27 protein-coding genes are annotated in these 26,975 nt (G+C 73.5%); 13 read left to right on the forward strand and 14 right to left on the reverse strand.

Going from position 1 to position 26,975, the window contains the following annotated elements; all coding sequences use genetic code 11:
• Positions 1-70 precede the first annotated feature (70 nt).
• Complete coding sequence (locus AC0VX6_RS09260) at positions 71-481, forward strand: ATP-binding protein (RefSeq protein WP_475469296.1); 411 nt, start codon at positions 71-73, stop codon at positions 479-481.
• 10 nt (positions 482-491) lie between these two features.
• Positions 492-725 (forward strand): hypothetical protein, encoded by a 234-nt coding sequence (locus tag AC0VX6_RS09265; protein ID WP_475468126.1) that lies wholly within the window; start codon positions 492-494, stop codon positions 723-725.
• A gap of 313 nt (positions 726-1,038) precedes the next feature.
• Here the strand turns inward: AC0VX6_RS09265 and AC0VX6_RS09270 are convergent, their stop codons facing one another.
• On the reverse strand, positions 1,039-2,160 hold the full coding sequence (locus AC0VX6_RS09270; RefSeq protein ID WP_475468127.1) for an NADH:flavin oxidoreductase/NADH oxidase: 1,122 nt from the start codon (positions 2,158-2,160) through the stop codon (positions 1,039-1,041).
• Positions 2,161-2,348: 188 nt separating this feature from the next.
• Here AC0VX6_RS09270 and AC0VX6_RS09275 point away from each other — a divergent pair, with 188 nt between their 5' ends.
• A complete protein-coding gene (locus tag AC0VX6_RS09275; protein ID WP_475468128.1) occupies positions 2,349-2,774 on the forward strand; it encodes an ArsR/SmtB family transcription factor in 426 nt (141 codons plus the stop codon).
• Positions 2,775-2,958: 184 nt separating this feature from the next.
• Here AC0VX6_RS09275 and AC0VX6_RS09280 read toward each other — a convergent pair whose 3' ends face one another.
• Entirely contained in the window at positions 2,959-3,966 is a 1,008-nt protein-coding gene (locus tag AC0VX6_RS09280) for an NAD(P)/FAD-dependent oxidoreductase (protein WP_475468130.1), read from the reverse strand.
• Between the two features lie 41 nt (positions 3,967-4,007).
• Here AC0VX6_RS09280 and AC0VX6_RS09285 point away from each other — a divergent pair, with 41 nt between their 5' ends.
• Together AC0VX6_RS09285 and AC0VX6_RS09290 are read left to right on the forward strand one after the other, a co-directional pair.
• The gene (locus tag AC0VX6_RS09285) at positions 4,008-4,505 is read left to right on the forward strand and encodes a hypothetical protein (RefSeq protein WP_475468132.1); all 498 of its coding nucleotides are present in this window, start codon (positions 4,008-4,010) and stop codon (positions 4,503-4,505) included.
• 45 nt (positions 4,506-4,550) lie between these two features.
• Positions 4,551-4,742 (forward strand): DUF2795 domain-containing protein, encoded by a 192-nt coding sequence (locus AC0VX6_RS09290; protein WP_274977076.1) that lies wholly within the window; start codon positions 4,551-4,553, stop codon positions 4,740-4,742.
• Positions 4,743-4,804: 62 nt separating this feature from the next.
• On the opposite strand, the gene AC0VX6_RS09295 is transcribed toward AC0VX6_RS09290, so the two are convergent.
• Positions 4,805-5,560, reverse strand: coding sequence for a ZIP family metal transporter (locus AC0VX6_RS09295; RefSeq protein ID WP_475468134.1), 756 nt, complete (start codon positions 5,558-5,560; stop codon positions 4,805-4,807).
• Positions 5,561-5,947: 387 nt separating this feature from the next.
• On the opposite strand from AC0VX6_RS09295, the gene AC0VX6_RS09300 reads away from it, so the two are divergent.
• Together AC0VX6_RS09300 and AC0VX6_RS09305 are read left to right on the forward strand one after the other, a co-directional pair.
• Entirely contained in the window at positions 5,948-7,438 is a 1,491-nt protein-coding gene (locus tag AC0VX6_RS09300) for an MFS transporter (RefSeq protein WP_274978105.1), read from the forward strand.
• A 15-nt stretch (positions 7,439-7,453) separates the two neighbouring features.
• The gene (locus AC0VX6_RS09305) at positions 7,454-8,086 is read left to right on the forward strand and encodes a TetR/AcrR family transcriptional regulator (protein WP_475468136.1); all 633 of its coding nucleotides are present in this window, start codon (positions 7,454-7,456) and stop codon (positions 8,084-8,086) included.
• A gap of 190 nt (positions 8,087-8,276) precedes the next feature.
• Here the strand turns inward: AC0VX6_RS09305 and AC0VX6_RS09310 are convergent, their stop codons facing one another.
• Entirely contained in the window at positions 8,277-9,266 is a 990-nt protein-coding gene (locus AC0VX6_RS09310) for an ArsR/SmtB family transcription factor (RefSeq protein ID WP_475468137.1), read from the reverse strand.
• Positions 9,267-9,346: 80 nt separating this feature from the next.
• On the opposite strand from AC0VX6_RS09310, the gene AC0VX6_RS09315 reads away from it, so the two are divergent.
• Both AC0VX6_RS09315 and AC0VX6_RS09320 read left to right on the forward strand, forming a co-directional pair.
• Positions 9,347-9,526, forward strand: coding sequence for a hypothetical protein (locus AC0VX6_RS09315; RefSeq protein ID WP_475468138.1), 180 nt, complete (start codon positions 9,347-9,349; stop codon positions 9,524-9,526).
• A gap of 5 nt (positions 9,527-9,531) precedes the next feature.
• A complete protein-coding gene (locus tag AC0VX6_RS09320) occupies positions 9,532-9,885 on the forward strand; it encodes a cupin domain-containing protein (protein WP_274977081.1) in 354 nt (117 codons plus the stop codon).
• A 127-nt stretch (positions 9,886-10,012) separates the two neighbouring features.
• On the opposite strand, the gene AC0VX6_RS09325 is transcribed toward AC0VX6_RS09320, so the two are convergent.
• The 5 genes from AC0VX6_RS09325 to AC0VX6_RS09345 form a co-directional block, all read right to left on the reverse strand.
• Positions 10,013-10,552 (reverse strand): hypothetical protein, encoded by a 540-nt coding sequence (locus AC0VX6_RS09325; RefSeq protein ID WP_274977083.1) that lies wholly within the window; start codon positions 10,550-10,552, stop codon positions 10,013-10,015.
• A 257-nt stretch (positions 10,553-10,809) separates the two neighbouring features.
• Positions 10,810-12,651: an IucA/IucC family protein gene (locus tag AC0VX6_RS09330; RefSeq protein WP_475468140.1), complete on the reverse strand. Its 1,842-nt coding sequence runs from the start codon at positions 12,649-12,651 to the stop codon at positions 10,810-10,812.
• Complete coding sequence (locus AC0VX6_RS09335) at positions 12,648-13,364, reverse strand: GNAT family N-acetyltransferase (RefSeq protein WP_475468141.1); 717 nt, start codon at positions 13,362-13,364, stop codon at positions 12,648-12,650. The genes AC0VX6_RS09330 and AC0VX6_RS09335 overlap by 4 nt, the downstream gene beginning before the upstream one ends.
• Positions 13,361-14,884, reverse strand: coding sequence for a lysine N(6)-hydroxylase/L-ornithine N(5)-oxygenase family protein (locus tag AC0VX6_RS09340; RefSeq protein ID WP_475468143.1), 1,524 nt, complete (start codon positions 14,882-14,884; stop codon positions 13,361-13,363). The genes AC0VX6_RS09335 and AC0VX6_RS09340 overlap by 4 nt, the downstream gene beginning before the upstream one ends.
• Entirely contained in the window at positions 14,881-16,527 is a 1,647-nt protein-coding gene (locus AC0VX6_RS09345; protein ID WP_475468145.1) for a pyridoxal phosphate-dependent decarboxylase family protein, read from the reverse strand. Before AC0VX6_RS09345 ends, AC0VX6_RS09340 begins: the two co-directional genes overlap by 4 nt.
• A 492-nt stretch (positions 16,528-17,019) precedes the next feature.
• Here AC0VX6_RS09345 and AC0VX6_RS09350 point away from each other — a divergent pair, with 492 nt between their 5' ends.
• On the forward strand, positions 17,020-18,264 hold the full coding sequence (locus tag AC0VX6_RS09350; protein ID WP_475468146.1) for a Kelch repeat-containing protein: 1,245 nt from the start codon (positions 17,020-17,022) through the stop codon (positions 18,262-18,264).
• 40 nt (positions 18,265-18,304) lie between these two features.
• Here the strand turns inward: AC0VX6_RS09350 and AC0VX6_RS09355 are convergent, their stop codons facing one another.
• From AC0VX6_RS09355 to AC0VX6_RS09365, 3 genes are all read right to left on the reverse strand, one after another.
• The gene (locus AC0VX6_RS09355; protein WP_475468148.1) at positions 18,305-18,949 is read right to left on the reverse strand and encodes a GOLPH3/VPS74 family protein; all 645 of its coding nucleotides are present in this window, start codon (positions 18,947-18,949) and stop codon (positions 18,305-18,307) included.
• A 94-nt stretch (positions 18,950-19,043) separates the two neighbouring features.
• Positions 19,044-19,772: an ABC transporter permease gene (locus tag AC0VX6_RS09360; protein WP_475468150.1), complete on the reverse strand. Its 729-nt coding sequence runs from the start codon at positions 19,770-19,772 to the stop codon at positions 19,044-19,046.
• A 167-nt stretch (positions 19,773-19,939) separates the two neighbouring features.
• Positions 19,940-20,824 carry an ABC transporter ATP-binding protein gene (locus AC0VX6_RS09365; RefSeq protein ID WP_274977091.1) on the reverse strand — a complete coding sequence of 295 codons (885 nt, stop codon included), beginning with the start codon at positions 20,822-20,824 and terminating at the stop codon, positions 19,940-19,942.
• A 504-nt stretch (positions 20,825-21,328) separates the two neighbouring features.
• On the opposite strand from AC0VX6_RS09365, the gene AC0VX6_RS09370 reads away from it, so the two are divergent.
• From AC0VX6_RS09370 to AC0VX6_RS09380, 3 genes are all read left to right on the forward strand, one after another.
• Positions 21,329-21,931 carry a response regulator transcription factor gene (locus AC0VX6_RS09370; protein WP_047868736.1) on the forward strand — a complete coding sequence of 201 codons (603 nt, stop codon included), beginning with the start codon at positions 21,329-21,331 and terminating at the stop codon, positions 21,929-21,931.
• Positions 21,932-22,299: 368 nt separating this feature from the next.
• Positions 22,300-23,067, forward strand: a complete 768-nt coding sequence (locus AC0VX6_RS09375; protein ID WP_475468151.1) for a DUF3159 domain-containing protein — start codon at positions 22,300-22,302, stop codon at positions 23,065-23,067.
• Between the two features lie 442 nt (positions 23,068-23,509).
• A complete protein-coding gene (locus tag AC0VX6_RS09380) occupies positions 23,510-24,325 on the forward strand; it encodes an SAM-dependent methyltransferase (protein WP_274977100.1) in 816 nt (271 codons plus the stop codon).
• Positions 24,326-24,381: 56 nt separating this feature from the next.
• Here the strand turns inward: AC0VX6_RS09380 and AC0VX6_RS09385 are convergent, their stop codons facing one another.
• Entirely contained in the window at positions 24,382-25,914 is a 1,533-nt protein-coding gene (locus AC0VX6_RS09385; RefSeq protein WP_475468154.1) for a glycoside hydrolase family 43 protein, read from the reverse strand.
• Between the two features lie 155 nt (positions 25,915-26,069).
• Positions 26,070-26,975, reverse strand: coding sequence for a carbohydrate ABC transporter permease (locus AC0VX6_RS09390; RefSeq protein ID WP_475468155.1), 906 nt, complete (start codon positions 26,973-26,975; stop codon positions 26,070-26,072).

The following is a 26,975-nucleotide window of genomic DNA, read 5'->3' on the forward strand; positions in this document are numbered from 1 at the left end:
CGGTGGGAGCGGGCTACCGCGCCGGGGAAGGACGGGGACCGGGGTGCGCACGGCGCTCTTCGGGTCCCAGGTGAGCCAGGCACCGCAGATCCGCAGCTGGTGCCGGCGGGGCGCACGGGTTCAGGCGCACCGGGCTTTCTCCCTGGTGCTCGTGGCGGGCGAACTGGTGACCAACGCCTGGGCGCACACCGCTTCGGGAGCACGGTGCGGTCGCGTGAAGGTTCAGATGCGGCACCTACCGGACCACGTCATCCACCTCGCGGTGACCGACGACGGGCCCCGGCCGGGTCAGCCCGTCCACCTGCCCCGCCTGTCACCGCCCGGCGACGACCTCCGCGTCGGCGGGCGGGGCCTCCACCTCGTGGACCGCCTGTCCGTGGAATGGGGCTGGAACGGCGAACCCGGCGCACCCCTGACCGTCTGGGCCCGCATCGACCCCTACGCCCCCATGCCCGGACCCGACGACGCCGTCACGGCCTGAACAGCCCGCGATGGCCTGGGACCGCAACCGGGACGCCGCCCAGTACGAGGCCGCCCGTTTCCTGGAACAACTGCACAGCCCGCTGTGGTGGGTGCTCTGGGGACCGGCTTCGCGCTGCTTCTGGGCCTTCCATCTCGGCCCGCACCGCGTCGCGCCGCTGCGAGCGACCACACCGCGACTGCTGGACGAGGCCATCCGCGCCACCGGGTGCGAACTCCGATCCTTCCGGCCCCTGCGGCCCTGACCTCCGTGGGCGGCGCCCGTGGCAGGCGCCGCCCACGACAGCGTTCCCCGCGGCCGGGAGCACGGGGGGAAGGACCTCGGCCGCGGACATCTCGACGGCGGGCGCGTACCCGGGGCCGGGAGCGCAAGGGAGGAACCTTGGCCGCGGACATCTCGACGGCGGGCGCGTACCCGGGGCCGGGAGCGCAGGGGAAGAACGCTCCCGGCCCCGGTACCGCCGAACCCGCCCGGCGCCTTCGGCGCTTGCGGCGGGTTCCGGGGCGGCGGACCCGGAGCCGTGCGCTCCGGGCCCGCGGGGCTCCGCTCCGCCCGGTTCAGGCTCCGCTGGCGGCGCGCGGGTGGCCGACCGCGTAGCCGTACTGCTCGGGCCAGCGCGACTCCGCGCCCAGCTCCTGCGCGGCGCGGTGGGCCCAGTAGGGCTCGCGCAGCAGCTGCCGCGCCAGGAACACCGCGTCGGCGCGGCCCGAGGCGACGATCTCCTCGGCCTGGGCGGGTTCGGTGATCGCCCCGACCGCGCCGGTGGGCAGACCGGTGGCGCCGCGCACCTGCTCTGCGAAGGGCACCTGGTAGTTCGGGCCCACGGGGATGCGGGCGTCGGCGACCAGGCCGCCGGTGGACACGTCGAGCAGGTCCACGCCCCGGGCCTGGAGCTCCTTGGCGAGCAGGACGGTGTCCTCGCCCGTCCAGCCCTCGCGCTCGTCGGTCCCGTCCTCCGACAACCAGTCGGTGGCCGAGGTGCGGAAGAACACCGGCAGGTGCTCGGGCCACACCTCGCGCACGGCCTCGACGACCTCCAGCGCGAAGCGCATCCGGTTCTCGGGGCTGCCGCCGTACTCGTCGGTGCGGTGGTTGGTGACGGGGGACAGGAAGGAGTGCAGCAGGTAACCGTGCGCGCCGTGCACCTCGGCCACCTGGAACCCGGCGGCCAGCGCCCGCTCGGCCGAGGCCGCGAAGTCGCGGACCAGCTGCCGGATCCCGTCGGCGGTCAGCTCGGCCGGCGCGGCGTAGCCGGGGAAGGCCTCGGTGCCGGGGCCCACCGTCGTCCAGCCGCCCTCGGACTCGGGGACGTACCGTCCGCCCAGCCAGGGTTTGTCCGTCGAGGCCTTGCGCCCGGCGTGCGCGAGCTGGATGGCCGGGACCGCGCCGTGGGCGCTGATCGCGGCGGTCACGCGTGCGAAGGCCTCCTGCTGGCGGCTGTTCCACAGGCCGAGGTCCCAGGGGCTGATCCGCCCGTCGGGCCGCACGCCCGTGGCCTCGACCATGACCAGACCGGTTCCGCCCGCGGCCCGGTCTGCCAGGTGCGCGAGGTGGAAGTCGGTCGGGGCACCGGTGTCGGGCCCCTCGGAGGCGGCCGAGTACATGCACATCGGGGACATCCACACGCGGTTGGGGATCTCCAGCGACCTCAGCTTCAAGGGGGTGAACAGCGTGCTCAAGGGGTGTCCTTCCGTCTGCAACAGGTGGTGGGCTTCCATCGGGGAGCGGGTCCGGCGCACGGCGGCGGGGCTCTAATACGATGGATGTCGTACTACGGTAAGCAACGTACTACGAGGATTGTCAAACTACGACCGTCCTCGTACTTTGTGGTGGAAGTCGCACGGCGCACGGCAGTGGAGGTCATGGCATGCCCGGCAAGGAACGAAGGATCGGAGGCGGTCGCCGCCTGGAGCACCCGCCCGCCGAGGAGATCCGGGTGGAGACGGTCATGCACGCCCTGGCCGACCCCGTGCGCCTGCGCATCGTGCGCGAACTGGCCCGGGGCCACGACGACATGGCCTGCATCGCCTTCGAACTGCCGGTGAGCAAGTCCACCTCCACCCACCACTTCCGCGTGCTGCGCGAGGCGGGCGTCATCCGCCAGTACTACGAGGGCACCTCGCGCATGAGCTGCCTGCGCCAGGAGGACCTCGGCGCGCGCATGCCCGGTCTCCTGGAGGCGGTCCTGCGGGCCGCGCACATCGCCGAGGGCGACGCCGCCGCGGGCGGGTCCGCCGAGGCGGGCCCCGACGGGGCCGCCGCCGGAGTGAGCCCCTCCGGCCCGGCGGCCTGAGCGGAAGGGGCGGGGCGGGCGGCCACGGTCGGCGGGCCACGGGTCTGCCCGGCTGATCCCTCCTTCGAAGCAGTGGCGCCGCCTCCTAGGCAGCGGTGCCGTGATCGTGTTCCGGCCAGGTGAGGGCCCCGTCCTCCGAGGGGCGCCGGAGGGCGGCCCGGCGCCCCGGTCGGGCGGGCAGGGTTCAGTCCGCGACGCGTCCCCGCGCCTCCGTGGTGCCGAGGGCGGCCCGCGCCGCCGCGGCCGCCGCCGCGTCGGCGGCGACCAGGTCCGCGTTGAGCGCGGCCCCCGCCCGGGTCCCCGACGCCGCCGCGACCGGCACGTTCGCCATCACGTCGGCGACGTTGCCCGCGGCCCACACCCCCTCGACACCGGTGAACCCGCCCGCCTCCACGGCCAGCTGCGCGCCCATCCCGGTCGGGTGCTCCGTCAACGCCAGCCCCAGGTCGGCCAGGAAGTCCGCGCGGGCCGCGAACCGCGGCGCCACCGCCAGCGTCCGCACCGCGAACTCCCTGCCGGAGGCCAGGCGCACACCCGCCAGCCGTTCCCGGTCGTCGACCTCCAGGCCGTGCACCTCGCCCTCGACCACCCCGACGCCCAGCGCGGCCAGCTGCTCCCACTGCTCGTCGCCCAGGTCGACGCCGGTGTGCAGGAACAGCGTCACCTCGGACGACAGCTGACGGAACATCAGCGCCTGGTGGAACGACCCCGGCCCGGTCCCCAGCACCCCGACGGCCGTGTCGCGCGCCTCCCAGCCGTGGCAGTACACGCAGTGCACCACGTCCCGCCCCCACAGCCGCGCGAGACCGGGGACGTCGGGCAGCTCGTCCACCAGCCCCGTGGTCAGCAGCAGCCGCCGGGCCACCGCGCGGCCCCCGCCCTCGGTGCTCACCACCAGGTTCCCGTCCTCCCGGCGCACGCCCGAGACGCGGCCGGACACGATCCGCCCGCCGTAGGAGGCGACCTCCTCGCGCCCCAGCCGGAGCAGTTCCAGCGGCGGAATCCCGTCCCGGGACAGCAGGCCGTGCGCCCCGGCCGCCGGGGCGTTGCGCGGCTCCCCGGCGTCGACGACCAGCACCGAACGGCGGACCCGGGCCAGCGTCAGCGCGGCCGACAGACCCGCCGCGCCGCCCCCGACCACCACGACGTCCCACGCCTCACCGGATGCCCGTACCAACTCGTTCTCGTTCATACCGCCACGATGCGGCCGCGGCGCCGCGCTGCCAAAGTCCTTTGCCGGTCCGGCAAAAACGGGCGGACCCGAGGGCCGCGGGCCACGGCTGCGGACCGCCGCGCGCCGGTGGTGTTTTCCCGGGAGAAACGGCATCCTGGCGCGATGACGGATGGCTCGGCGCCGCCAACGGCGACGCGGCACGGGCCCTCGCGGACCTGGTCGGGCGCGGCTGCGACCCTGAGCTGCACGGCCACCTGGTCGGCTTCGCGGTCCGGGTCGGCGCCCGGCGCCTGGCGGACGCGGCGGCCTGCCTGCGCGTCGTCGGCCACGCGGACGCGGCCGCGACCCTGACCGGGCAGGTCCGCCTGGTCGGATCGTTGCAGTACCCACTCGTCACCGGCGACGACGGTGCGGCCGCTGCGGTTCTACGGGACCTGGCCCCCACCTACGGGGTCCTGCGCGACCAGCTGACCGGGTTCCGGCACCGGGAGGACGCGTCTGCGGCGACGCCTCCTCTTTGCCCACCGGTGGTATTTCCGCGCGCGCCGTCCGGGTAGCCGACGGGAGTCCGTCGCACCAGCACGCGAGACCGGGAGGAACCCATGGCCGACCTCAACCCCATCGAACTGCAGAAGGCGCTCAAGGGAGCCGAGTACCCCGCCAGCCGCGACGACCTGGTGTCGCTGGCCAAGGGCAACGGCGCGGGTGACGACCTGGTCCGGAAGCTCTCCGACGCAGGTACGAGCCGGTTCGACGGCCCCGACGACGTGCAGAAGGCCCTCTTCGGCAAGTAGCGGCACCGCCGACCGGGGCCGCCGGGGAGCCGCCGACCCGCGCGGCCCCCGGCTCCCGCCGCTCAGGCGTGGGAGAGCGCGAAGGAGACCAGGAACCCGCAGACGGTGATGACGCCGATGGCCAGGTGGGTGTCCTCGAAGGCCTCCGGGATCATCGTGTCGGCGATCATCGCCAGGATGGCCCCGGCCGCCACGGCCGTCACCGTCGCCACCACGAACGCGGGCAGCCCGCCCACCACGGCGTAGCCCACCATGGCCGAGACCATGCTGGCGGCGGCGATCGCCCCCCACACGCCGAAGACGTACCCCTTGCCGCGACCCGCCCGCCGCATGCCCGCCGAACTGGACAGCCCCTCGGGGATGTTGCTGATGAACACCGCCGCCACGGTCACCGTGCTGACCGCGCCGCCCTGGGCCAGGCCGACGCCGATGACCGCCGACTCCGGAACGCCGTCCAGCAGCGCCCCCAGAGCCAGCGCGAGGCCCGACCCGGCCTGCTGGCCCTCCGAAGGCTGCTTTCCGGGCCGGCCGGACCGCTTGCGGTGCCGCGCCCCCCGCCGGGCCAGTGCGATGTTGCCCACGGTGTAGGCGGCCGCGCCCGCGAGGGTGCCGACCACCGCCGGGAGCAGCCCGGCCTCCGCGTGCGCCTCGGCTATCAGCTCGAACGAGACCGCCGACAGCAGCACCCCGGCGCCGAAGGCCATCACCGAGGCGATCACCAGGCGCGGGATCCGCAGGGCGTACCCCAGCACCGCGCCCACTAGCAGCGCCGACCCGGCCAGCAGCCCCCAGGCGCCCGCCTCCACCACTCCCGCCATTGCCGTCCCCTCCCGCTACCGGCGCACCGTCCGGCGGCGCGCCTCCCCCTTACGGGTGGTAGCAGGAGGAGGCGCCGCGGGCGGCACGGCGCGCCGCGGATCCGGTCGCGGCGGTCCCCGACCACATCGCCGCGATCCCCCGGATCGCCTCGCCACGGCCTCTGGAGCGGTCGTGCGCGGGATCGCCCGCAACGGTCGCGCGAAAGGCCCCGCCGGGTGTTTCCGCGCGCGGGGGAGCGCCGTGTCCGAAGGCGCGCCCCGCACGTCCGTGAACGCCCGCGAGCCGGGGGAGGGCGACCCGTCCGCGCCGGGGGAGCGGGCGCGAAACTGTACCGGATGTAAGGTAAATTTCGGGCCATGGGCTCACATCAGACGCACGCGACGGTCATGACGGCGACACGCCGGTGGCTGCTGCTGGTGACCGTGGCGGCCGGACTGCTGCTCGTCACCGTGGACAACACGATCCTGTACACCGCCCTGCCGACCCTCACCGCTCAACTGGGGGCGACCGGCGCGCAGAGCCTGTGGATCATCAACGCCTACCCGGTCGTCATGGCCGGTCTGCTGCTGGGCAGCGGCACGCTGGGCGACCGGATCGGCCACGTGCGCATGTTCGTGGTCGGGCTGGTGGTCTTCGGCCTGGCCTCGCTGGTCGCCGCGTTCTCCCCCACGGCCTGGGTCCTCATCGCCTCGCGCGCGCTGCTGGCGGTGGGCGCGGCGGCGATGATGCCCGCCACCCTGGCGCTGATCAGGATCGCCTTCCCCATCGAACGCGAACGCAACATCGCCATCGCGGTCTGGGGCAGCGTCTCGGTGGTCGGCGGCGCGCTGGGGCCGATCGTGGGCGGGGTCCTGCTGGAGTTCTTCTGGTGGGGCTCGGTCTTCCTCCTCAACGTGCCCGTGGTCGTCGCGGCCCTGGTCGCGACCGCGCTGATCGCGCCGCCCAACGTCCCCGACCCCGGCAAGCACTGGGACCTGGTCTCCTCGCTCCAAGCCATGGCCGGACTGGTCGCCTCGGTGCTGGCGATCAAGGAGCTGGCGCACACGCCGCCGCGCTGGCCGCTCTTCGCCGTCGCCGCGGTCGTGGCCGTGGTGGCCTTCGTCCTGTTCACGCGCCGCCAGCGCCGCCTGGATGACCCGCTGCTGGACTTCGCGGTCTTCCGCAACCCCGCCTTCACCTCCGGCGTGCTGGCCGCGGCGTTCTCGATGTTCGCCATCGGCGGCATCCAGCTCGTCACCACCCAGCGCTTCCAGCTCGTCGTGGGCTTCACACCGCTGGAGGCCGGGCTGCTGGTGGCCGCCGTGGCGGCGGGTTCGCTGCCGACCGCGCTGCTGGGCGGCGCGTTCCTGCACCGGACCGGCCTGCTGCCCCTGATCGCGGGAGGGCTCGCCGCGGGCGTGGCGGGTGTGGTCGTCTCGATCCTGGGTTTCCAGACGGGCATCGGCTGGCTCGTCGCGGGGCTGCTGCTGACCGGCGCCGGGCTGGGCGCGGCGATGTCGGTGGCCTCCACGGCGATCATCGGCAACGCGCCCGCCAGCCGCGCCGGGATGGCCTCCTCGGTGGAGGAGGTCTCCTACGAGTTCGGCAACCTGACCGCGGTGGCGCTGATGGGCAGCCTGGTCACCTTCGTCTACGCGGCCGCCGTCCAGCTGCCGCAGGGCGCCCCGGCCGCCGCCGGGAGGAGCCTGGCCGACGCCCTGGCCTCGGCCGGGGGAGACGGCGCGGTCGTCGCCGCGGCCCACGACGCCTTCGACACCGGTTACCTCGTGGTCATGGTCGTGGTCGCGGCGGTCCTGGCGTGCGGCGCGGCCCTCACCTGGCGGCTGCTGCGCCACCATGGTCCCGGCACGTCCTCGTCGGCGTACGCGGACCACTGACCCCCGGGGGAGAGCATGCGCAAGAGCAACCGGACACAGATCCTGGACGCGGCCTTCCGCGTCGTCCAGCGCGACGGCGTCACGGCCCTGACCTACGAGTCGGTGGCGGCCGAGACGGGTCTGACCAAGGGAGGGCTGCTCTACCACTTCCCCTCGCGCGAGGCCCTGCTCCAGGCCCTGCACGAACATCTGGCCCAGGGGTGGGACGACCACCTGGTGGAGGCCGCCGGCAGGAGCGCGGACCGGGCCACGTCCCGCGAGCGCCTGGCGGCCTACGCCCGGGTGGCCGCGCACAGCTCCACGCGCGCCGAGCTGCTGCTCCTGCTGGAGACCGCGAACGAACCGGCCACCCGCGCCCCCTGGGACGAGGTGATGGGGCGCTGGACACCCGAACCGTCCGCCGGGCCGCTGACGCCGGAGGAGATGGAGCTGTTCGTGCTGCGCCTGGCCGCGGACGGCCTGTGGCTGTACGAGTCGCTGTCCAGCGGCACGCTCGCGCCCCCGACGCGCCGCCAGGTCGCCGAGCACCTGGCCCGCGCCATCGCGCCCGAGCGGGACCGGGACGCGGAGCCGGACCGGGACGCGCCGGTTCCCGGTCCGGACGCTTCGCACGCCCCGGACGCGGACCCGGACACCGGGGCCCGCTGACCGGGGGCCGGGACTTCCCCGTCCGGGTGGATGTTCCCACCGGCCGCTCGTCCCGCGGCTTTCGGGCGGATGTTCCCACCGGCTGCCGCCGCCCGGAGGCTTCGGGGTGTGCGTTCCCACCGGCCCCACTCGCCCCGCGGCCTCCGGGCGTGCGCTCCGTACCGGGGAGCGCACGCCGGTCCGCCGCCCCTCAGGCCCCTCCGCTCACCAGGGCCTCGCCCAGCGGCGTGCGCGCGTGCATCACCCGCGTGCCCTCCCGGCGGCCCTCCACCAGCCCCGACCGCCGCAGGATCGACAGGTGGTGCGAGGCCGTGGAGACCGCCATCGCGCAGTCCCCGGCCACCTCCGACGTGGACCGGGGCCCGTCCAGGGTCAGCAGGACGCGGGCGCGCCCCGACCCGAGCAGTTCCTCCAGCGCCTCCGCGGCGGCCGTGCCCTCACGCGTCCACGCCGCCGACAGCCCGTGCACCGGGTAGAACAGCGTCGGCTGCACGGGCGGCTCGGTGAGCACCGAGCAGTGTGGCGCGCTCATCACGGAGGGCGTGAGCACCACGCCGCTGCCCTCGCAGGCCACGTCCTCGTCGTGCCTGCGCATCCCGACCTCGATCGCGTCCCGGTGCCAGCCCACCGACTCGTGCAGCGTGCCCACCATCGCCGCCACGCCGCCCGCGCCCATGCGCCGCACCCGCAGGTCGATGTCCGTGCCCAGCAGGCGCCGGATCTGCGGCCAGTGCGGGGCCAGCGCGGCCTCCCAGACCGCCGTCCAGGCGTCCGAGACCAGCGCGCGGGTGCGCTCGGGGTGGGCGAACATGTCGGCCACCAGGGCGTGGCGGCGCCCACGCGAGCGCGCGAGCACCTTGGTCAGGTCGGCCCGGACGGCTTCGGGCGGCACGCGCCGCAGGCGCTCGGCCTCCTCCTCGGGGGTCATGTCCCAGGACGGGGCCGCCGTGAGGAAGTCGGGGAAGTAGCCCTCGTGGCCGATCACCGTGGCCAGGTACTCGAACGGCCGCCTCGGCAGCGACCCCCGCACCGCGCGCAGCCAGCCCCACTGGAGCGGGTGGCCCGAGGGGTCGAGCAGGACCCGGACCGCGTGGCACAGCTCGTGGCCCGGCGAGACGCCGAACCGGATCGCCGAGACGTCGGCCGCCCCGATCCGGAAGCGGACCCTGTTTCGACGCACATCGAAAGTGTAGAGCGCGGCGCGCCCGCCCGGCCATGGTGGAGCCACACCGAGACGGGCACATCCGAAGGGACACCGCGATGAGGTTCGCACCGCTCCACCGCCACGATCCGGGCGGCGGGGCCGGGGGCTCGCCCGCCCCGGGCCCGACGCCGACCGGGTACCGCGTCACCGGCGCGGCGGCCGGTCGGGCCGCGCGCGTGCCCGCGGAGGCCCGCGGGTCCGTCGAGGTCCGCCGCGTGACCGGGTTCGGGGAGTGAGCGCCGTGGAGAGCACGACACACGACCGCGTGGTCCCCGCCGACGAACTCCGGATGGGCGACTCGCGCACGCTGCGCTTCGAGGGCCGCCCGCACGGCTCGGGGATCTCGTTCTTCCTCGTGGACAACGACCCCGGACAGGGGCCCGGCCTGCACCGCCACCCCTACACCGAGACGTGGACCGTCCTGGAGGGCGAGGCCGCGTTCGCCGTCGGCGAACGCAGGCTCACGGCCACGGCGGGCGACACCCTGGTCGTCCAGCCCGGGGTGTGGCACGGCTTCACCAACACCGGCACGGGACGGCTGCGCGTGATGTGCGTGCACGCCTGCGACACCATGATCCAGGAGTGGAAGGACTGACTCCCGGCCGGACGACAAGCGCCGCCGGGCTCCGGGCCCGGCGGCATATCCGGCATAAACGGACAAAAGTGAATCTACGCCGTAAAGGAGCTGCGTTCCAGGCGGAACCAGTGAACTGACGACGAGTTCACGAGGGCAGGTAGCCGTCCACCCACCGCTCGAAGGACTCGCCGTGACGGTCCCGCGCGCCCTCCAGCACGGCGTCGACCTCGGATTCCGTGGGCAGGCCGCGTCCGAAGTGCTCCTGGAGCCAGGCGCGGTACCGGGTGCGCCGGGGCCCGTCCTCATCCTGGGGCTCGCCGCGCAGGTAGGGCGGGTAGCCGTGGTCGACGCCGATCTCGGAGTCCGCACCCAGGAGCAGGACCAGGCCGCGGGGGTTCTCGGCCACCACCGCCACGGCGCCCTCGTCGCCGAGGACGACGACGGGCAGGTCGACGGGGTCCTCGCGGTCGTCGCAGCGCCACAGGGCGTAGACGGAGCCGGAGCCGTTGGCCAGGGCGAAGGGGATGAGGCGGGACCGGAACGCCGGGTCCTCCGGCCAGCCGGTCAGCTGTTCCGGGTCGCCGTAGTCGAGCGTCTCGAAGCCGTCCGCGACGAAGTCACCGTCGGCCCGCTCCTCCAGCTCCCTGAGCAGGTTCAGTTCCGGCACGGGCGAGTAGGGGTCCACGTCTCCTCCTGGGCGGTGCGGTGCGGTGCGCGGGCCCGAAGAACGTACCGCGCCGCCACGACACCCGGGGCGGTCCGGCGGCGCGGACCGCCGGGGGAGGGGCACGGAGCCCCTTCCCCGGAGCGGACGCGGCGTACGCGGACCTCTTCGGCCCCCGTCGGACCGGCGAACCCCGCTGTCCCGCCGCGCCCACCGGACCGTGGAAGCCCTGTCCCGCCGCGCCCACCGGACCGCGGAAAGCCCCTGTCCCGCCGCGCCTACCGGGGCGCGGGACGGAACCCGGCGATGGGGTTCTCCAGGGTGCCGACCAGTTGCAGGCCCGCGGACGGGTCCTCCAGATCGACCATCTGGCGGTTGTTGCGCAGTTGCAGCCGGTTCAGGCACGAGAGCGCGAAGCGTTCCGCGAACAGGTCGTCACGCGCGAAACGGTCGGCCAGGTGGGGCGCCGACGCCTGGTAGCCGGCCACGCACGCGGCCACGGTGCGCCAGAAGTCGGTCTCGGACAGGACGCCCTCACCAGCGAGGACGCCGTTGAGGAAGCGCAGGAAGCAGTCGAAGACGTCGGTGAACAGCGACAGCACCCGCATGTCCTCGGGCACCGCGCCCTGGACCCGCTCGACCCCGGCGGGCAGTTCGGCGTCGTCGTTCATCACCGCGATCTCCTCGGCGATGTCCTTGAGCAGGACCCGCTGGGGCACCCCGTCGCGCAGGACGAGGATGACGTTCTCCCCGTGCGGCATGAACACCAGGTCGTGGGCGTAGAAGCAGTGCAGCAGGGGGACGAGGTAGGCGTCGAGGTAGCGGCGCAGCCAGTCCGCGGGCTCCAGACCCGACTCGGCGATGAGCTCGGCGGCGAGGGACCTCCCCTGCGCGTCGGTGTGCAGCAGCGAGGCCATCGTGGCCAGGCGCTCGCCCGACCGCAGCCGTGTCACCGGGCTCTCGCGCCACAGCGCGGCGGTCATCTTCAGGTAGGGCGACTTCTCCGTCGAAGCCTGCGCGTAGTGGGTGGTGCGGTAGCCCACCGCGGCCAGTTCGCGCAGGATCTCCACGCGCGTGCCGCGCAGGACGGGGTCCTCGGCCACGACCGAGGCGACCCAGTCGTTGATGGCCGGGGTGGCCTCCATGTACTTGGCGGACAGCCCGCGCAGGAAGCCCATGTTCAGCACCGACAGCGCGGTCTTGACGTAGTGGCGTTCGGGGGCGGAGGTGTTGAAGAAGGTGCGGATGGACTGCTGGGCGCGGTACTCGTCGGGGCCGTGGCCCAGGCACACCAGGTCGCGGCGGGCGACGTCGGCGGCGAAGGTGACCGCCAGCCGGTTCCACCACTGCCACGGGTGGACCGGGATCAGGTGGTAGTCGCCGGGGTCCAGGCCCATGTCGGTCAGCCGCGCGTCGAAGACGGCCAGGGCCTGGGCGCCGAGCTCGCCGCGCAGCAGTTCCTCGCGGTCCAGGTCGGCAGAGCAGCTGAAGACCGTGCGCTCGCGCCGGGCGGCGACCCACACCAGCCGCACGGGGGCGGCGGCCTCGGGGGCGTAGGCGCGGTACTCCGCGGCGTCGAAGCCCAGGCGCCCGTTGTTGGCGACGAAGCACGGGTGGCCCTCGGTCATCCCCGCCTCGATCTCCTGGAACCCGGCACGCGCCAGTTCGGCGGCGCTCGGCTGCGCGTCCGACATGCGGTAGGCGCTGCTGGCCAGGGTGCTGGTGATCTCCTCCAGGTAGACGGGCAGGACGTCCTCGTCGAGGGTGAGCGTCTTGCGCAGGTCCAGGATCAGGTCGAGGGCGTCCAGGGGCAGGCGCGCGCCGTCGCGCCGCAGGTCGCGGCGGACGATGCTGTCGGCCTCGATCCGCCAGTGGTCCAGGGCCATGAGGCGGGCCGCGAACCGGTACTCGACGCCGCCGTCGTCGCTGGTGACCGAGAAGAGGCCGTCGGGTCCGGGTTCGGGGCTGAGCAGCCGTTCGTGGGCGAACTCGGCCAGGGCCTTGCGCACGAGCAGCCGGTTGGCGCGCTCCCAGGTCTGCGGGGCCAGGTGGCCGACCGCGTCGCGGGGGTCCTGGAGGCGGGGCCCGTGGGTGTCGGGTCGGGTGGTGGGCGTGGTCATCGTCCGATGCCTCCTGTGGTCGGGTCCGCGGCGACGGCGGCGCGGAACTGGTCGCGGGTGCAGGTGCTCAGGTGGGCGTCCTTGTCCTTGAGGGTCACGGTGGTGAGGACCCGGAAGCCCATGGCGGCGTTGAGGGTGTGGACGGCGGTGTTGCGCACGTCCGGTTCGACGACGACGCGTCGGGCGGCGGGGTCGGAGAGGAGCAGTTCCATGACGGTGGTGATCACGGCGCGGGTGAAGCCGTGTACGGGTGTGTCGGTGGGCGCCACCAGGAAGTGCATGCCGGTGTCGCCGGGGAGCACGGGGTAGTGGGCGGCGAGTTCGCTGTGGCCGGGGTCGTAGCGCTCGATCAGGAAGCGGGGAGTGCCGCGCCACTCGCCGACGTAGGCGTGTTCGTGCGGGGAGGCGGCCATGGTGCGGTAGTCGCGGGCGACGTCGTCCTCGGTGGCCTCGGACATGAGCCAGAAGTGGGATTTGGGGTGGGTGAGCCAGCGGTGCAGGAGGGGGGCGTCGGCGTCGGGGTCCACGGGCCGGACGCGGAACTCGCCGAGTTCGGGGTCGGCGCGGGTGAAGACGGCCGCGGCGGCCCGGTCGGACGCGGTGTCCTTGCCGGTTGCGGTCCCTCCGTCGGGTGTCCTGCTGCGGCCGGACACGTCGCCCGAGGCCGGTGCGTCGGCGGCCTGGTCGGGCGCGGCCGGTGCCTGCTCCCTCATCGGCGCGCCGCCTTCCGGGCCGGTCCGGAGGCCGGAAGGGCCGTCTCCACCGTGTCTTCCTGGTTCGGGTCTTCCTGGTTCGGGCGGTTCCCGTCCCTGGCGTCGGTGCCCGGTGCTCCCTGCCCGGGTGCGCCGAACTCCTGGAAGGCGATCGAGCGCTCGACGGCGTAGGGTTCGCGGCCCAGCATCGCGCGCAGGATGCAGGAGTTGCGGTAGGCGCCCATGCCCAGGTCGGGGGCGACGAAGCCGTGCGTGTGCAGTTCGGCGTTCTGCACGAAGACGGCGCCCCGGGCGAACTCCGGTCCGCGGCCGTCGTCGGGGGAGCCGTCGGCGCCGGGCGCGTCCTCCCCGGCGGGCGGTGCCCCGATGTCGACGCGGTAGTCGCGGCGCACCGCGAAGCGCCCGGACCCGTCCCAGGCCAGGCGGTCGGTGATGGGTTCCAGGAAGTCCGGCATCCGGTACTGGTAGCCGGTGGCGAGCACCAGGCCCTCGGTGTCGAGGGTGAAGTCGCGCCCCTGGTCGGTGTTGCGCAGGTCCAGGGTGTACGCGCCGCCCGCCGCGTCGTGGCGGGCGCCGGTGACCTCGGTGCCCGTCATCAGGCGTACGGGCGGCGGGCCCAGGCGGCTCTTGACGTAGAGCAGGTCGTAGATGGCGTTGATGAGGTCGGAGTCGATCCCCTTGTACAGGTTCTTCTGCGAGGCCACGAGGCGGTCGCGGGTGGGTGCCGGGAGCGCGTGGAAGTGGTCGGCGTACTCGGGGGAGGTCATCTCCAGGGTGAGCTTGGTGTACTCCAGCGGGAAGAAGCGCGGGGAGCGGGTGACCCAGTTGAGCTGGTAGCCGTGTCCGTCCAGGTCCTGGAGCAGGTCGTGGAAGATCTCCGCGGCGCTCTGTCCGCTGCCGACGACCGTCACGCTGCGCTTGTCGCGCAGCCGCCGCGCTGCGGGCAGGTAGCCGGAGCTGTGCACGGCGTCGCCGGGCAGGTCGCGGCAGGGTTCGGGCAGGTAGGGGGGTGTGCCGGTGCCGAGCACCAGGCGCCGTGCGCGGTGGGTGCGCCGGGTGCCGGTCGCGGTCTCGGTGCTGTGCAGCAGGTAGAGGGCCCGGTCGGGGTCGTACTCCACCGAGTCCACGCGCTGGCCGAAGCGGACGGCGTCGCCCAGGCGCCGGGCGGCCCAGCGGCAGTAGTCGTCGTACTCGGCGCGCAGGGGGTAGAAGCGCTCGCGGATGTAGAAGGGGTAGAGCCTGCCGGTCTCCTTGAGGTAGTTGAGGAAGGAGAAGGGGGAGGTGGGGTCGGCGAGGGTGACCAGGTCGGACATGAAGGGGGTCTGGAGTTCGGCTTGCTCCAGGAGCATGCCGGAGTGCCAGGAGAACTCGGGTTTCTCGTCGAGGAAGAGGCCGTCCAGGCCGGGGATGGGCGCGGTCAGGCAGGCCAGGCCGAGGTTGAAGGGGCCGATGCCGACGGCGGCGAAGTCGTGGATCCGGCCGGGGTCGGCGGCCGGGGCGGGGTGGCGGCTGGTGGTCAACGGGACCTCCCGGTGGTGGTCGGCAGGGCGGGGGCCGTGTGGGCCTCGGGCGGGGCCGGGTGGTCGGGTGCGTGGTGTCCGTTCACGAAGCGGTCGACGTGCGCGGCGATCAGGTCCAGTACCTCGGCGACGTCCTGCGGGGTGGCCCTGGGGTTGAGCAGGGTGAGTTTGAGGTGGGGTCTGCCGTCGACGGTGGTGCGGGCCACGAAGGCGCGGCCCGAGGCCAGCAGCGCCTCGCGGGCGTAGCGGTTGGCGGCGTCGGCGGTGTCGGGGTCGGCGCCGGGTACGGCGCAGCGGAAGACCAGGGTGCTCAGGCTGGGCCGGGTGACGACGGTGAAGCGCGGGTCGGCGTCGAGCAGGGTCCAGGCGGCGGCGGCCAGGTCCAGGACGCTGTCGAAGAGGGCGCCCACGCCGTCGGCGCCCATGACGCGCAGGGTGAGCCACAGTTTGAGGGCGTCGAAGCGGCGTGTGGTCTGCAGGCTCTTGTCGACCTGGTTGGGGGAGAGCAGCGGGGTGCTGCCGTCCGAGCGGGAGTTGAGGTAGTCGGCGTGGTAGGTGACGTGGCGCAGGACGTCGCGGTCGCGGACCACGATCGCGCTGGAGCTGACCGGCTGGAAGAAGGACTTGTGGAAGTCCACGGTGACGGAGTCGGCGCGTTCGACGCCCTCCAGCAGGTGGCGGTGGCGTGAGACCAGCAGGCCGCAGCCGTAGGCGGCGTCGACGTGCATCCACACGCCGCGCTGCCGGCACAGGTCGGCGATGCGGGGCAGGGGGTCGATGCTGCCGAAGTCGGTGGTTCCGGCGGTGGCGACGACGGCGATGGGCAGGAGCCCTTCGGCGCGGCACCTGCGCAGTTGGGCGGCGAGGGCGTCGGGGCGCATGCGCCGTCTGTCGTCGCAGGCCACGGTGATGACGGATTCGTAGCCCAGGCCGAGGAGGGCGGCGGACTTGGCGACGCTGAAGTGTCCGGCCTCGGAGGTCAGGACGCGCATCCTGGGCAGGAGTTCGGCCAGGCGGGTGTCCTGGCCCTCCTGCGCCTTGGCGCGTTGGTGGGCCTCGTCGCGCGCCATGAGCAGGGCCTGGAGGTTGGACTGGCTGCCGCCGCTGGTGAAGACGCCGTCCGCGGTCTCGCCGAAGCCGACGCGTTCGCACGTCCAGTCGATGAGCCGCTGTTCGATCAGGGTGCCCCCGGCGCTCTGGTCCCAGGTGTCGAGGGAGGAGTTGACGGCGGACAGGACGGTCTCGCCGAGCAGGGCGGGCAGGACCACGGGGCAGTTGAGGTGTCCCATGTAGCGGGGGTGGTGGAAGTAGACGGCGTCGTCGAGGTAGACGCGTTCGAGTTCGTCCAGCGCCGCGGTGGGGTCGTGGAGCGGCTGGTCGAGGTCGACCTTGTCGATCTGGGGGCGCAGGTCCTCGGCCGTGGCTCCGGTGAGCGGCCGGTCGGCTCCGGCGATGCGCCGGGCGACGCGGGCCGCGGCCTTCCCGGTCAGGTCGCGGTAGTGTTCGGCGCTCTGGGCGTCGAACAGCTGTGCCCGGGGGTCGTCGGGGTCCTGGTCGGAGGGGGGTGTCGGCTCGGGCCTGGTGCCGAGGGCACCGGCGTTCCCGTGCAGCGGGCCCGGTGCGGACCGCGCGAGGGAGCTCATGGATCATCCTCCTGGAAACGGGCATGCCGACAGCACCCGCAAAGCGGGTGTGGGCATAGGGTGAGGAACTTCGCGAACACTCTTATGTAGGGCGCCCTAACTAAGGGGAGGCTAGCCTAAGCATTCGGGCCCGTACAGTGTGAGGAGAGTTACAGTGGCGACCGTGGTGGTCACTTGGGGTGACTGTAAGTCGCTGGCCAGGGCGAACGGGAGTTGCGAAGAGTGATGCGGCCTTCGCGGGAACCCCACATCCGACACGGCGGGCTTTTCTCGCGAGATCGGACGTTTACTCCCTGGAAACCCCGTGGCGCTTCGGCAGAGAGGCCCACGCCTCGCCCCGCGCCGGGGGAGCGGTCGGATTCGTGACCGGGCGGGTCCGCCGCGGCGCCGGAGGGGCGGTGTGGCCGGTTGCGGCACGAAACCCCCGCGCCGCCGGGCTTTCTGGGATCATCGGGGCAGACCGGATCACCCCCTGCGCGCGGAAGCGGTGCCATGGCCGACCCCCCACACGACGGCGCACCCTCCCGGGGCGACTCCCGGCCGCACCGGAACACGGCAGTGCGTCGGGGGCGGGCGCGGCGCCTGACCGGCATCGCGGCCCCGGTACTGGCACTCTTGGTCGCGAGCACCTCCTGCTCCCTGGTCGGGGAGTTGACCGAGGAGCCGTGGGAGGTCCGCATCTCCGTGCGCGCGCTCGCCGAAGGGCCCCTCGCGCCCCGCGCCGACCACAGCCTGGTCTGGTCCGGTGAGGAGGTCCTGGTCTGGGGCGGACACTCCGCCGGACAGCACGACTCCTTCTCCGACGGCGCCGCCTACTCTCCCGAGAGCGACACCTGGCGCCCCCTGGCCGAGAGCGGACTGGAGTCCAGGACCCGCCACAGCGCGGTCATGGTCGGGGGCCGGATGCTGGTCTGGGGAGGCTTCACGCCGACCTACGACGGTGAGCGGGACGCGCACCTGGCCCGGGACGGGGCCCTCTACGACCCCGAACGCGACGTCTGGGAGCCGATCGAGCCCGCGCCGGAGAGCAGGACCGGGGCGCGCGGAGTGGTCGCCGACGGACACGTCGTCTTCGGCGGCGGGTACAGCGAGCGGGGCGGGGAGGGCTTCCTGGTGTACTCGCCCGAGGAGGACGCGTGGCGCACCGTACCCCTGCGCCACAACGCCGAGCACGCCACCGTCCACGACCTCGCGGCCCTGGACGACACCGTGGTGGCCGTCGGTGACTCGCGCGAGGGGGTGTTCCTGGTGACGATGCGGATCGGGGAGGAGGCCGCGTCGGTCCAGGACGTCTCCGACCTCCCCGGGGCGCGGGAGCAGGACGCCTTCGTCGGGCTGGCGGCCTCGCCCGAGGGGCGTGTGCTCCTGGCGCTGAGAGGCGGTGAGAGCGCGGGCCTGTACGAGGTCGGCCCGGCCGGTGCGGAGCCGCTGGACACGTTGGACTACTCAGACTTCCGCCCTCCGGTGCCGACGTACACCGGCGGCCTGCTCACGGGAGGAATGGACTTCGCCGCCGGACTCGGGCTGGTCGCGACCGGACCCGGCGAGATCAGCCTGTGGGAACCCGGCGCGGGGCGGTCCCGCCGCTTCCAGACCGAGGCGCTGTCCGGGTACTGCGGCCCCCTCGTACCCGTTGCCGAGGACGCGCTGGTCGGCTGGGGCGGTCCGGACTGCGCCTCCGCCGGTGTCCGGGTCGACGTCTCGGTCCCCGGACCGGGGGAGCCGTCGGCGTCGTGACCGGGCGGCCGGGCGGATGCGGACGAGCGCGCCGCGCCGGTCAGGCGGACGCGCCCTTGCCGGTGGCCATGACGGCCGTGCGGACCGCGTTGCGCAGTCCGGGGGCGGCGGCGTCGAAGCGCTCCTGGAGCGCCCTGACCGCGGGCCGGTGCCGCCAGCGCTCGTTGGGGGCGAACACGGTCCACACGTCGCCCTCGGCCGCGATCGAGACCAGGGCCGCGTCCTGGAGTGGCACCGCCGCCGGGTCGCCGCCGCCCAGGACCGCCTCGCGCGTGCGCTCGCGCAGCCGGTCCACCTCCTCGGGCCGTTCGGGGATGACCGTGCGGGTGGGGAACACCCCCAGCGTCCGGCCGCGTCTGACCGTGACCGTCCCGTTCGCGACCAGTCCCTCGCGCACCATCTCCTCGGCCCTGCCCATCTGGGGATAGAGGAGGTTGATCCAGTGGTGCGGCTCGTTGGGCGACAGGTCGGACAGGACCCGGGCCAGGAACGGGTCCCGGGGAGCCCGGGCGATGGCGCGCGCCACCTTGCCGTCGCGGGGGCGCAGCACCCCGCCCAGGGTCAGGTCGGCCAGCGCCGCGGCGCACAGCAGCTGGCCGCGGTAGCCGGCGCTGACGGGGTCGAACCGGTTCTTGTCGGTGTCGTAGCTGAGCAGGTAGAGCCGCTGCGGCAGCGTCAGGTCCATGTCGTTCTCCTCTCGAATGCGTCCTTGCGGGCCCGGTCGGGCTCTGCCGTGGAAGTACCCCGTCCGCGTGCGCGGACGGCCCGTCCCGGGGTCCTCACCCGCGCGGTTCCCAGCGGAAGATCCGGGTGGCCGCCGCGACGGCGACGGCGACCCAGGCCAGCGTGGGCGCCAGCAGGAACAGGGACTCGGTGACCGGGACGCCTCCGCTCCAGGCGTTGACGACCAGCTCCGAGGCCGAGCCGCCGGGCAGCAGCCGCTTGAGCAGGGTCAGCTCCTCGGTGCCGGTGAACCCGACCCATCCGGAGACGGCCAGGACGCCGAGCATGATGGGCAGCGTGGTCACCTGGGCGTGGTCGGGGGAGTTGGTCAGTCCGGCCGTGGCCAGCCCCAGGCCCGCCATCATGACCATCGTCGCGACGACGGCCGCTACCAGCAGGAGCACGTTGTCCGGGGCGCCGCCGACCACGGCCAGCACGGCCAGGATCACGGTCACCTGGACCAGCGTGACGGCGGTGACCGGGAGCAGCAGCCCGGTGAGGATGCCGGCGTCGCCCGACGCCGTTGAGCGCAGCCGCTTGAGGAAGAGGTTCTGCCTCCGGGAGGCGAGCGTGGTGACCGAGGTGGTGTAGAGCCCCATGGTCACCACGAGGAACACCAGGATCGAGGCGATGGCGCCCAAGTCCACGGCCTCGCGCAGCGCCGGGAAGGTCTGGTGCATGTAGATGTAGAACGCGCTGGAGGCCGCCGGGACGATGAGCATGGTGACCAGGACCAGTCGGTTCCGGAAGATCTGGATCAGCTCGCTCTGAGCGATCGTGAGCATGGGTCGGGTCCTTTTTCCTGGAAGGTGCGGGGAGTCGGAGCGTGTTCGGCGCGGGCTTCGGAGAGCACCGGCTAGGGCCTGTTTTTTGGGCCGGTTCCAGCTTGTGGGGGGTGGTTCGGGCGCCCGAACACGGACTGAAGCGGAGCGGAGGTCCAAGAAGACACTGCCTAGTCGTCGCCGATGGAGCGGAAGACGTCGTCGAGCCGGGTCGGACCGGCCTCCAGCCCCCGCAGTTCGACCGCGTTGTCCTGCGCCCAGCCCAGCAGGGTGTACAGGTCCTTCTGCAGGCCCAGGGTCTCGACGAGGAACGCCCCGTCGCCCTGGCGCGCGGCCTGGACCGGCGGCGTCGGCGCGGTGTCCGGCAGGGAGAAGCGGATCGTGGCCGGAAGGGTCTGCGTCAGCTCGGCCACGGTCCCCTCCCGGTGGAGGGAACCCTTGTGCATCAGCCCGATGCGGTCCGCGCGCTGCTGGGCCTCCTCCAGGTAGTGCGTGGTCAGCACGATGGTCGAGCCGTCCTCGCGCAGCCTGTCCACGGCCTCCCACAGCCCGTCCCGGGACTGGATGTCCAGACCGGTGGTGGGCTCGTCCAGGAAGATCAGCTCCGGCGACCCGTACGCGGCGGTGGCGAAGTCCAGCCGCCGCTTCTCGCCGCCCGAGAGCTGGGACACCTTGGTCCCGGCCTTGGCGGTGAGGCCGACCATGCCGAGCACGCGTTCGACCGTGTCCGTGCGCCGGGTGAGTCCGCCGATCAGCCGGACCGACTCCTTCACCGTCAGGTCCGGGGAGAACCCGCTCTCCTGGAGCATGATGCCCACCCGGGGCCGCACGGCGCGCCGGTCGCGCGGGTCCTGGCCGAAGACCCGTACGGTGCCCGAGGTGGCGGTGCGGTGGCCCTCGACGGTCTCCAGGGTCGAGGTCTTGCCCGCGCCGTTCGTGCCGAGCAGCGCGTAGAGTTCCCCGCGCCCCACCTGGAGGGACAGGTCCCTCACGGCGTGGAAGTCCCCGTACTTGAGGTTGAGCCGTTCGACGTCGATGACTGCTGTGGAGGTCATGCTCCCATTGCAGCGCCCGCCGCGCCCGCGGGGCAGTGGGGCCACGTCACCACCTGGCCGTGACGTTTGTGGGGGTGAGCCCATGACGCGGTGTCACTGGTGGGCGCGGCGCGATCGGCGGAATACTGGGAGGGACCCCCGTCCTCGGACCCGGAGAGCCGCACATGGACACCCGGCCCCCGCGCATCCCGCCGACGGCGGCTCCGGCCCTGCCGCGGCCGCCCCGCACGACCGCCGGGCCGTCGGCGGAGGGGCGGTGAGCCGCCTCTCCCGCGCCGGGATCCCGTGCCCGGCCGCCACCGCGGCGGTCCGGCCGCCCGGGACGCCGGTCCGGGACGACCCGTCGGCGTCCTACGCTTTCGTCACCGTGGCCGCCCCGCGCGAACGCGTGGCCGACCGCGGCGGCGGGTCGACGGTCCGACACGACAGGGGCCGGTTCCCGACCGCCGCGCAGTTCCCGCGCCCGGCCCCGGCACAGCGCACGACAACGCGGAAGGACAACCGATGACCACCGTGGTACTCGCCGACGACGAGGCCCTCCTGCGCAAGGCGATGGCCGCCCTGCTCCCGCTGGAGGGGGAGATCACCGTGCTCGCCGAGGCGGAGGACGGGGAGGAGGCCGTGCGGGCCGTGCTGGACCACCGGCCCGACGTGCTCGTCATCGACCTGGAGATGCCCAACGTGGACGGGCTCGGCGCCGTCGAGCGGATCCGCCGCGAACTGCCGGACCAGGTGATCCTCATGCTCACCCGCCACGCCAGGCCCGGCGTGCTGCGCAAGGCGCTCAAGCTCCGGGTGCAGGGGTTCGTCAGCAAGTCCGCGGAACCGGCGCACATCGCCTCGGTCATCGACAACCTGCACCGGGGCAAGCGGTGGATCGACCCGGACGTCTCCGCGCTCGCCGTCATCGACGACTGCCCGCTCACCGACCGCGAGGTGGACGTGCTGCGGGCGACCAGCGAGGGCTACTCGGTCGCCGACATCGCCGCCCAACTCCACCTGGCGGAGGGCACGGTGCGCAACTACCTGTCCAACGCGATGCAGAAGACCCAGACGCGGACCCGGCACGAGGCGGCGCGGTACGCGCGCGAGCACGACTGGCTGTGAGCCCCCGGCGGCGCCCGTGCGGGCGCACGCCTCCCGGACGCCGCGGTCCCGTGACACGGGGCCGCGGCACCGTCCTCACGCATCGGTGACCTCGCGTTTCGCGTTCCACCAGTGACACCACGTCATTGTTTGCCTCAGCGCGACGTCACGGTGAAGTGGTGACGCCGTCGCACTGCCGGACGAGCCCGCGAACCGGTGGAATAGGGGGCAAGAACTTCACACCGGCCGCCACCGGGAGACACCCGGAGCGGACGCGGGACACCCCGTCGCCCCTTCCCCGCACGGGGGCGGCCCGGAAGCGACCGCGACCGCGACGGGGCGCCGACCCGGCGGCGGAGCCGGAAGCGGACGTGAAAGAGAGGAACGACATGGCACGCAGTGACACGACAGCCGACCGGAACCTCCCCGCCTCCCCCGAGCACACCGACCCGAACACCTCCCCGGACGGAGTGACCATGACCGAGCACCGCCCCACCCACCCCGCCCCCGCCCAGCCCGAGCAGCCCGTCGACGTCAAGCAGGCGGCGATGGAGGCGGCGGGTGGCCCGTGGGGGATGGTCATCTCGGCGATCCCGGCCCTGGTCTTCGCGGGGGCGATCGCCTTCGTCTCGCCGCTGGTCGCCGCCGGGATCGCGATCGCCCTGGCCGTGGTGATCGCCGTGGTCCAGCTCTGGCGCGGCAAGCCCTTCAGCTCCGTGTACGGCGGGGTGCTCGGCGTCGTGATCGCCGGGGGCATCGTCGCCTGGACCGGGTCGGCCAACGACTTCTTCGTGATCGGGATCTGGGCCGCCCTGGTGGTGGGCGTGGTCGTGCTCGTCACGACCCTCATGAACCGGCCGGTGACCGGCGTCATCTGGAACGCCGTGCACGGCGGCACCCACGCCTGGCGCGAGGACCGGCCCACGCTGGTCGCGCACCACGTCGCCACGTTCGCGGTGCTGATGCTGTGCGTGCTGCGGTTCGCGGTGCAGGGCTGGCTCTACCTGGCCGACTCCACCGCCTGGCTGGCGATCGCCGACACCGTGATGGGCTTCCCGCTGATGGCCGTGGTCGCCGTGGTGGTCATCTGGGCCTTCCGCCGCTCCACCAAGCGCCTGGTCAAGTCCGATGGCTCCGAGGCCGCCGAGCGGGGCTGACCGTCCCCGTCGGCCTCCGGGCCGCCCGCCCCCGACACACCCCCACAACACGTCCCCGACACCCCGCCGCGCGGGCCGACCACCCTCGGCCCGCGCGGCGGGGTGTCGGGCACACTGCCCCGGCGCGCGGCAGGGCGGGCGGCGGCCACCGCGGCACATGCCGCCGTCCCCCAGCCCACCGCCGCGCCTGGCGGGGTCTTCCCCTTTCGCGGGGAACACCCTTCCCCGGGCTGCGCACGTCTTCGGAGCCGGGGGCTTTCCCTTTCGTGAGGTAATACCGCACGCGAGGGGAGAATTCGGGCATTCGGTGGGGGACGTGCACACACGGTGTGGATAGCATCGGTGCGAGCGGTTTCCCCAACCTCGGCGGGATCGCGACCGTGTGAGCGCCGGGGGCCGCGTTCCGTGACGTCCGCCCCCGTCTATCGAGGTAGATGCCCAGATGACCGACGATGCGTCCACTCCCGCCTCCGCCGACCGCCCGCCGCAGATCGACACCACCCGGACCCACTCGGCCCGGATCTGGAACTACTGGATGGGCGGCAAGGACAACTACCCGATCGACCGCGAGGCGGGCGACGCGGTCGCCGCGGGCTTCCCCGAGATCGTGGACCTGGCCCGCACCAGCCGGGAGTTCCTGATCCGCGTCGTGACCCACCTGGCGGGCGAGGCGGGCATCCGCCAGTTCCTCGACATCGGCACCGGCATGCCCACCGCCAACAACACCCACGAGGTCGCCCAGTCGATCGCCCCGGAGGCCCGCGTGGTCTACGTGGACAACGACCCCCTCGTACTCGCGCACGCCCGCGCGCTGCTGGTCGGCACCCCCGAGGGGGTCACCGACTACATCGACGCCGACCTGCGCGACCCCGACGCGATCCTGGAGCGGGCCGCCCGGACCCTGGACTTCGACCAGCCCGTCGCGCTCATGCTCATGGGCGTCCTGGGCCACGTGCCCGACGACGAGGTCCTGCCGGTCGTGCGCCGTCTGGTGGACGCGCTGCCCCCGGGCAGCTACCTGGCGAGCTACGACGGCACCAACACCAGCGAGGCCTACAACGAGGCCATCGAGGTGGGCAACAAGCAGGGCGCGGTCCCCTACCTCCTGCGCAGCCCGGAGGAGGTCGCCGCCCGCTTCGAGGGCCTGGAGCTGCTGGAGCCGGGCGTGGTCCCCTGCCCCCTGTGGCGCCCCGCCCCCATCGAGGTCGGCTCCCGGCGCGGCATGGACCAGTACGGCGGCCTGGCCCGCAAGCCCTGACGCCGCGCGGTGCCGGTTCCGCCCGCGCCCCGGCCTCGGGCGGAACCGGCGCGCGCTCAGGGCGCGGGGTAGACCTCCGCGCGGTCGACGGTGACGATGGCGTCGCTGGACCCCGCGGGCCGGTCACCGGTGACCGTGACGGTCAGGGTGTGCTCGCCGGGGCCGAGTTCGGGGCTCAGGTACACGCGCTGCTCGCCGACCCGGAACGGGTTGTGGTAGCTCACCGGCTCCGAGGGCGGCCCGCCGTCCACCGAGAACGTCGCGTAGCCGTGGTCGGTGTCCAGGGAGGCGTACACCGCGATCCGCGACCCGGTGAAGTGGTAGGTGGCCGTGGCCCCGGCCTGGGCGGTGTAGTGGTCGTCGCCGTAGAAGCAGTACGCCCCGCAGCGGTCCCCCGTGGTCCAGTCGCCCTCGTAGGAGACCCGCGGTCCGCCCCGGCCGGTGTCGGTGTCGTTGACCGCCGTGCTGCCCGCGCCCGGGTCGCCGGAGGGCAGGCGCTGGGTCGCCCCCGCCGCCAGCGGCCGTCCGAGGTCGGGGGTCCCCTCGGGGGTCCAGCCGATGCGCTGGGCCCGCGTGGACCGGAACGAGTAGGTGTACTCGGGCGTGTTCTTGGCGTGGTAGGCGATCCAGTCCTCGGTGCCGTCGGGCGAGCGGAAGAAGAAGTGGTGCCCGGGCCCCCAGACCCCGGCCGCGTCGTCGCGGCTGAACAGCGGCCCCGGCAACTGCTCCCAGGCGTCCGCCGACAGCGGGTCGGCGCCCTCGTCCAGCGCGATCGACCAGATCTGGTAGTCGGGTTTGCCGGTGTCGCAGGCGGAGTAGGTGAGGAAGGTCCGGCCGTCACGGTACAGCGGGGTCGGCCCCTCCCGGACCTCGGGGCAGCCGCCCTCGTTGGGCAGTGCGACGGGTTCGCCCTCGACCGTCCAGGGGTTGCTCATGCGCGCGGCGTAGAGCTGCTGGGGGCCGCCGTCGAACCCGCGTCCGGGGCTGCTCCAGGCGAAGTAGGGCTGCCCGTCGTGCACGAAGGGCTCGCCGTCGATGGCGTAGGTGCCGGTGTCGGCGATCCGCGCCTTGAACTCGTAGGGGCCGGCCGGGTCGTCGCCGGCCGACTCCAGGACGTAGAGCCGGTGGCTGGCGTCCCGCTCCACGGGGTCGGTCAGCCTGCTGTCGGCGGCCGTGTAGTACAGGTACCAGCGCGGCCCGTCCCCGGTCTGGAACCGGTGCAGCGCCGGGGCCCACAGTTCGGTACTGCGGCTGGGGTCGCTGTCGCGCCACACCTCCACGGGTTCGGCGGTGGCCAGGGTGGCCAGGCTGGGCGACTTCCACACGGAGATGCGGTCGCCCTGAGTAGTGGACAGGTAGTAGTTCCCGTCGTGGTGCACGATCGTGGGGTCGGCGCCCGCGTTGAGGGGGTTGCGGAACGTCCCCTCCTGTGCTGCTCCGGCGTCGGCCGCGCCGGCCGTCGTGGCGGCGGTACCGCCGGAGGCGTCGGCGGTGGCGGTGGTGGCGAGGGGGAGTGCGAGCAGCGCCAGGGTCAGGGCGCTGAGAGCCGTCAGGCGGCGTCGCGGGCGAGGGGACGTGCGTGGTGACATCGCTGTTTCCCGTCCGGTGAGTGGTGCTCTTCCTGTTTCTTGCGTCGTTGTCGTTGTCGTCGTGCGGTGGGGCCCGCGCGCCCGCGGCCCCGGCGGCGCGCGGTGCGCCCCCGGGTACGCCGCGGCCGGTCGGCCCCGGGCGCGCGGACCGGTCCTCACTGCCCGCCCAGACCCGTCGTGGCGACGCTGTTGACGATCTGGCGCTGGAACAGCATGAACACCACCACCATCGGCGCCGCCGCCACCATCGACGCCGCCAACTGCGAGGCGTAGAAGGTGCCGTAGGAGTCCAGGATGTTGGGGATGCCCACGGGCAGCGTCATCAGGGCCGGATCGGTCGTGACGATGAACGGCCACAGGTAGTTGTTCCAGGCGGTGATGAACACGAAGATCGACGCCGCCGCCAGGATGGGCCGCGACAGCGGCATGATCACCGTCGTGAACAGCCGCCAGTAGGAGGCCCCGTCCATGCGTGCCGCCTCGTCCAGCTCGCGCGGCACCGCGTCGAAGAACCGCTTGAGCACGAACACGATGACCGGCGCCACCAACTGCGGCAGGACCACCGCCGCATAGGTGTCCACCAGGCCCAGCGACACCATCTGCTGGAACAGCGGCACGATGAGCAGCTGCGGCGGGACCACGATCGCCGCCACCGTGAAGGCCATCAGCGCCGCGCGGCCCCGGAAGCCCATGCGCGACATCGCGAAGGCCGCCGGGGCCGCCACCACGATCGTGAGCAGGGTGACCAGCACGGCGATGACCAGGCTGTTGAACAGCCACATCTGCACGTTCCCGGCCTCGAACAGGTTGCGGTACTGCTCCAGGGTGAACCCGGTCCCGGGGACCAGGGTCGGCGGCAGCGCGACCGCGTCCCCCTCGGACTTGAACGAGGTGACCAGCGCCCACAACATCGGGGCCAGCCACAGCACCGCGAGGACCGCCAGCGCCGTCATCGCGGCGATCCGCGGTCCGCGGCCCCCGCCCAGCATCAGGTCGCGCTGCCTGGCGCGGTCCAGGGCCGCCTCGGCCCGCCGCGTCGAACGAATGCTCCGCATCGCCAT

The sequence above is a fragment of the Nocardiopsis sp. iso_25 genome, assembly GCF_056173305.1.

Bases quoted from the DNA above. Each gene is read 5' to 3' on its own strand.
- AC0VX6_RS09265 (WP_475468126.1), top strand. From the start codon at position 492: ATGGCCTGGGACCGCAACCGGGACGCCGCCCAGTACGAGGCCGCCCGT.
- AC0VX6_RS09275 (WP_475468128.1), top strand. From the start codon at position 2,349: ATGCCCGGCAAGGAACGAAGGATCGGAGGCGGTCGCCGCCTGGAGCAC.
- AC0VX6_RS09280 (WP_475468130.1), bottom strand. From the start codon at position 3,966: ATGAACGAGAACGAGTTGGTACGGGCATCCGGTGAGGCGTGGGACGTC.
- AC0VX6_RS09290 (WP_274977076.1), top strand. From the start codon at position 4,551: ATGGCCGACCTCAACCCCATCGAACTGCAGAAGGCGCTCAAGGGAGCC.
- AC0VX6_RS09295 (WP_475468134.1), bottom strand. From the start codon at position 5,560: ATGGCGGGAGTGGTGGAGGCGGGCGCCTGGGGGCTGCTGGCCGGGTCG.
- AC0VX6_RS09300 (WP_274978105.1), top strand. From the start codon at position 5,948: ATGACGGCGACACGCCGGTGGCTGCTGCTGGTGACCGTGGCGGCCGGA.
- AC0VX6_RS09305 (WP_475468136.1), top strand. From the start codon at position 7,454: ATGCGCAAGAGCAACCGGACACAGATCCTGGACGCGGCCTTCCGCGTC.
- AC0VX6_RS09315 (WP_475468138.1), top strand. From the start codon at position 9,347: ATGAGGTTCGCACCGCTCCACCGCCACGATCCGGGCGGCGGGGCCGGG.
- AC0VX6_RS09330 (WP_475468140.1), bottom strand. From the start codon at position 12,651: ATGACCACGCCCACCACCCGACCCGACACCCACGGGCCCCGCCTCCAG.
- AC0VX6_RS09335 (WP_475468141.1), bottom strand. From the start codon at position 13,364: ATGAGGGAGCAGGCACCGGCCGCGCCCGACCAGGCCGCCGACGCACCG.
- AC0VX6_RS09345 (WP_475468145.1), bottom strand. From the start codon at position 16,527: ATGAGCTCCCTCGCGCGGTCCGCACCGGGCCCGCTGCACGGGAACGCC.
- AC0VX6_RS09350 (WP_475468146.1), top strand. From the start codon at position 17,020: ATGGCCGACCCCCCACACGACGGCGCACCCTCCCGGGGCGACTCCCGG.
- AC0VX6_RS09355 (WP_475468148.1), bottom strand. From the start codon at position 18,949: ATGGACCTGACGCTGCCGCAGCGGCTCTACCTGCTCAGCTACGACACC.
- AC0VX6_RS09360 (WP_475468150.1), bottom strand. From the start codon at position 19,772: ATGCTCACGATCGCTCAGAGCGAGCTGATCCAGATCTTCCGGAACCGA.
- AC0VX6_RS09365 (WP_274977091.1), bottom strand. From the start codon at position 20,824: ATGACCTCCACAGCAGTCATCGACGTCGAACGGCTCAACCTCAAGTAC.
- AC0VX6_RS09370 (WP_047868736.1), top strand. From the start codon at position 21,329: ATGACCACCGTGGTACTCGCCGACGACGAGGCCCTCCTGCGCAAGGCG.
- AC0VX6_RS09375 (WP_475468151.1), top strand. From the start codon at position 22,300: ATGGCACGCAGTGACACGACAGCCGACCGGAACCTCCCCGCCTCCCCC.
- AC0VX6_RS09380 (WP_274977100.1), top strand. From the start codon at position 23,510: ATGACCGACGATGCGTCCACTCCCGCCTCCGCCGACCGCCCGCCGCAG.
- AC0VX6_RS09385 (WP_475468154.1), bottom strand. From the start codon at position 25,914: ATGTCACCACGCACGTCCCCTCGCCCGCGACGCCGCCTGACGGCTCTC.
- AC0VX6_RS09390 (WP_475468155.1), bottom strand. From the start codon at position 26,975: ATGGCGATGCGGAGCATTCGTTCGACGCGGCGGGCCGAGGCGGCCCTG.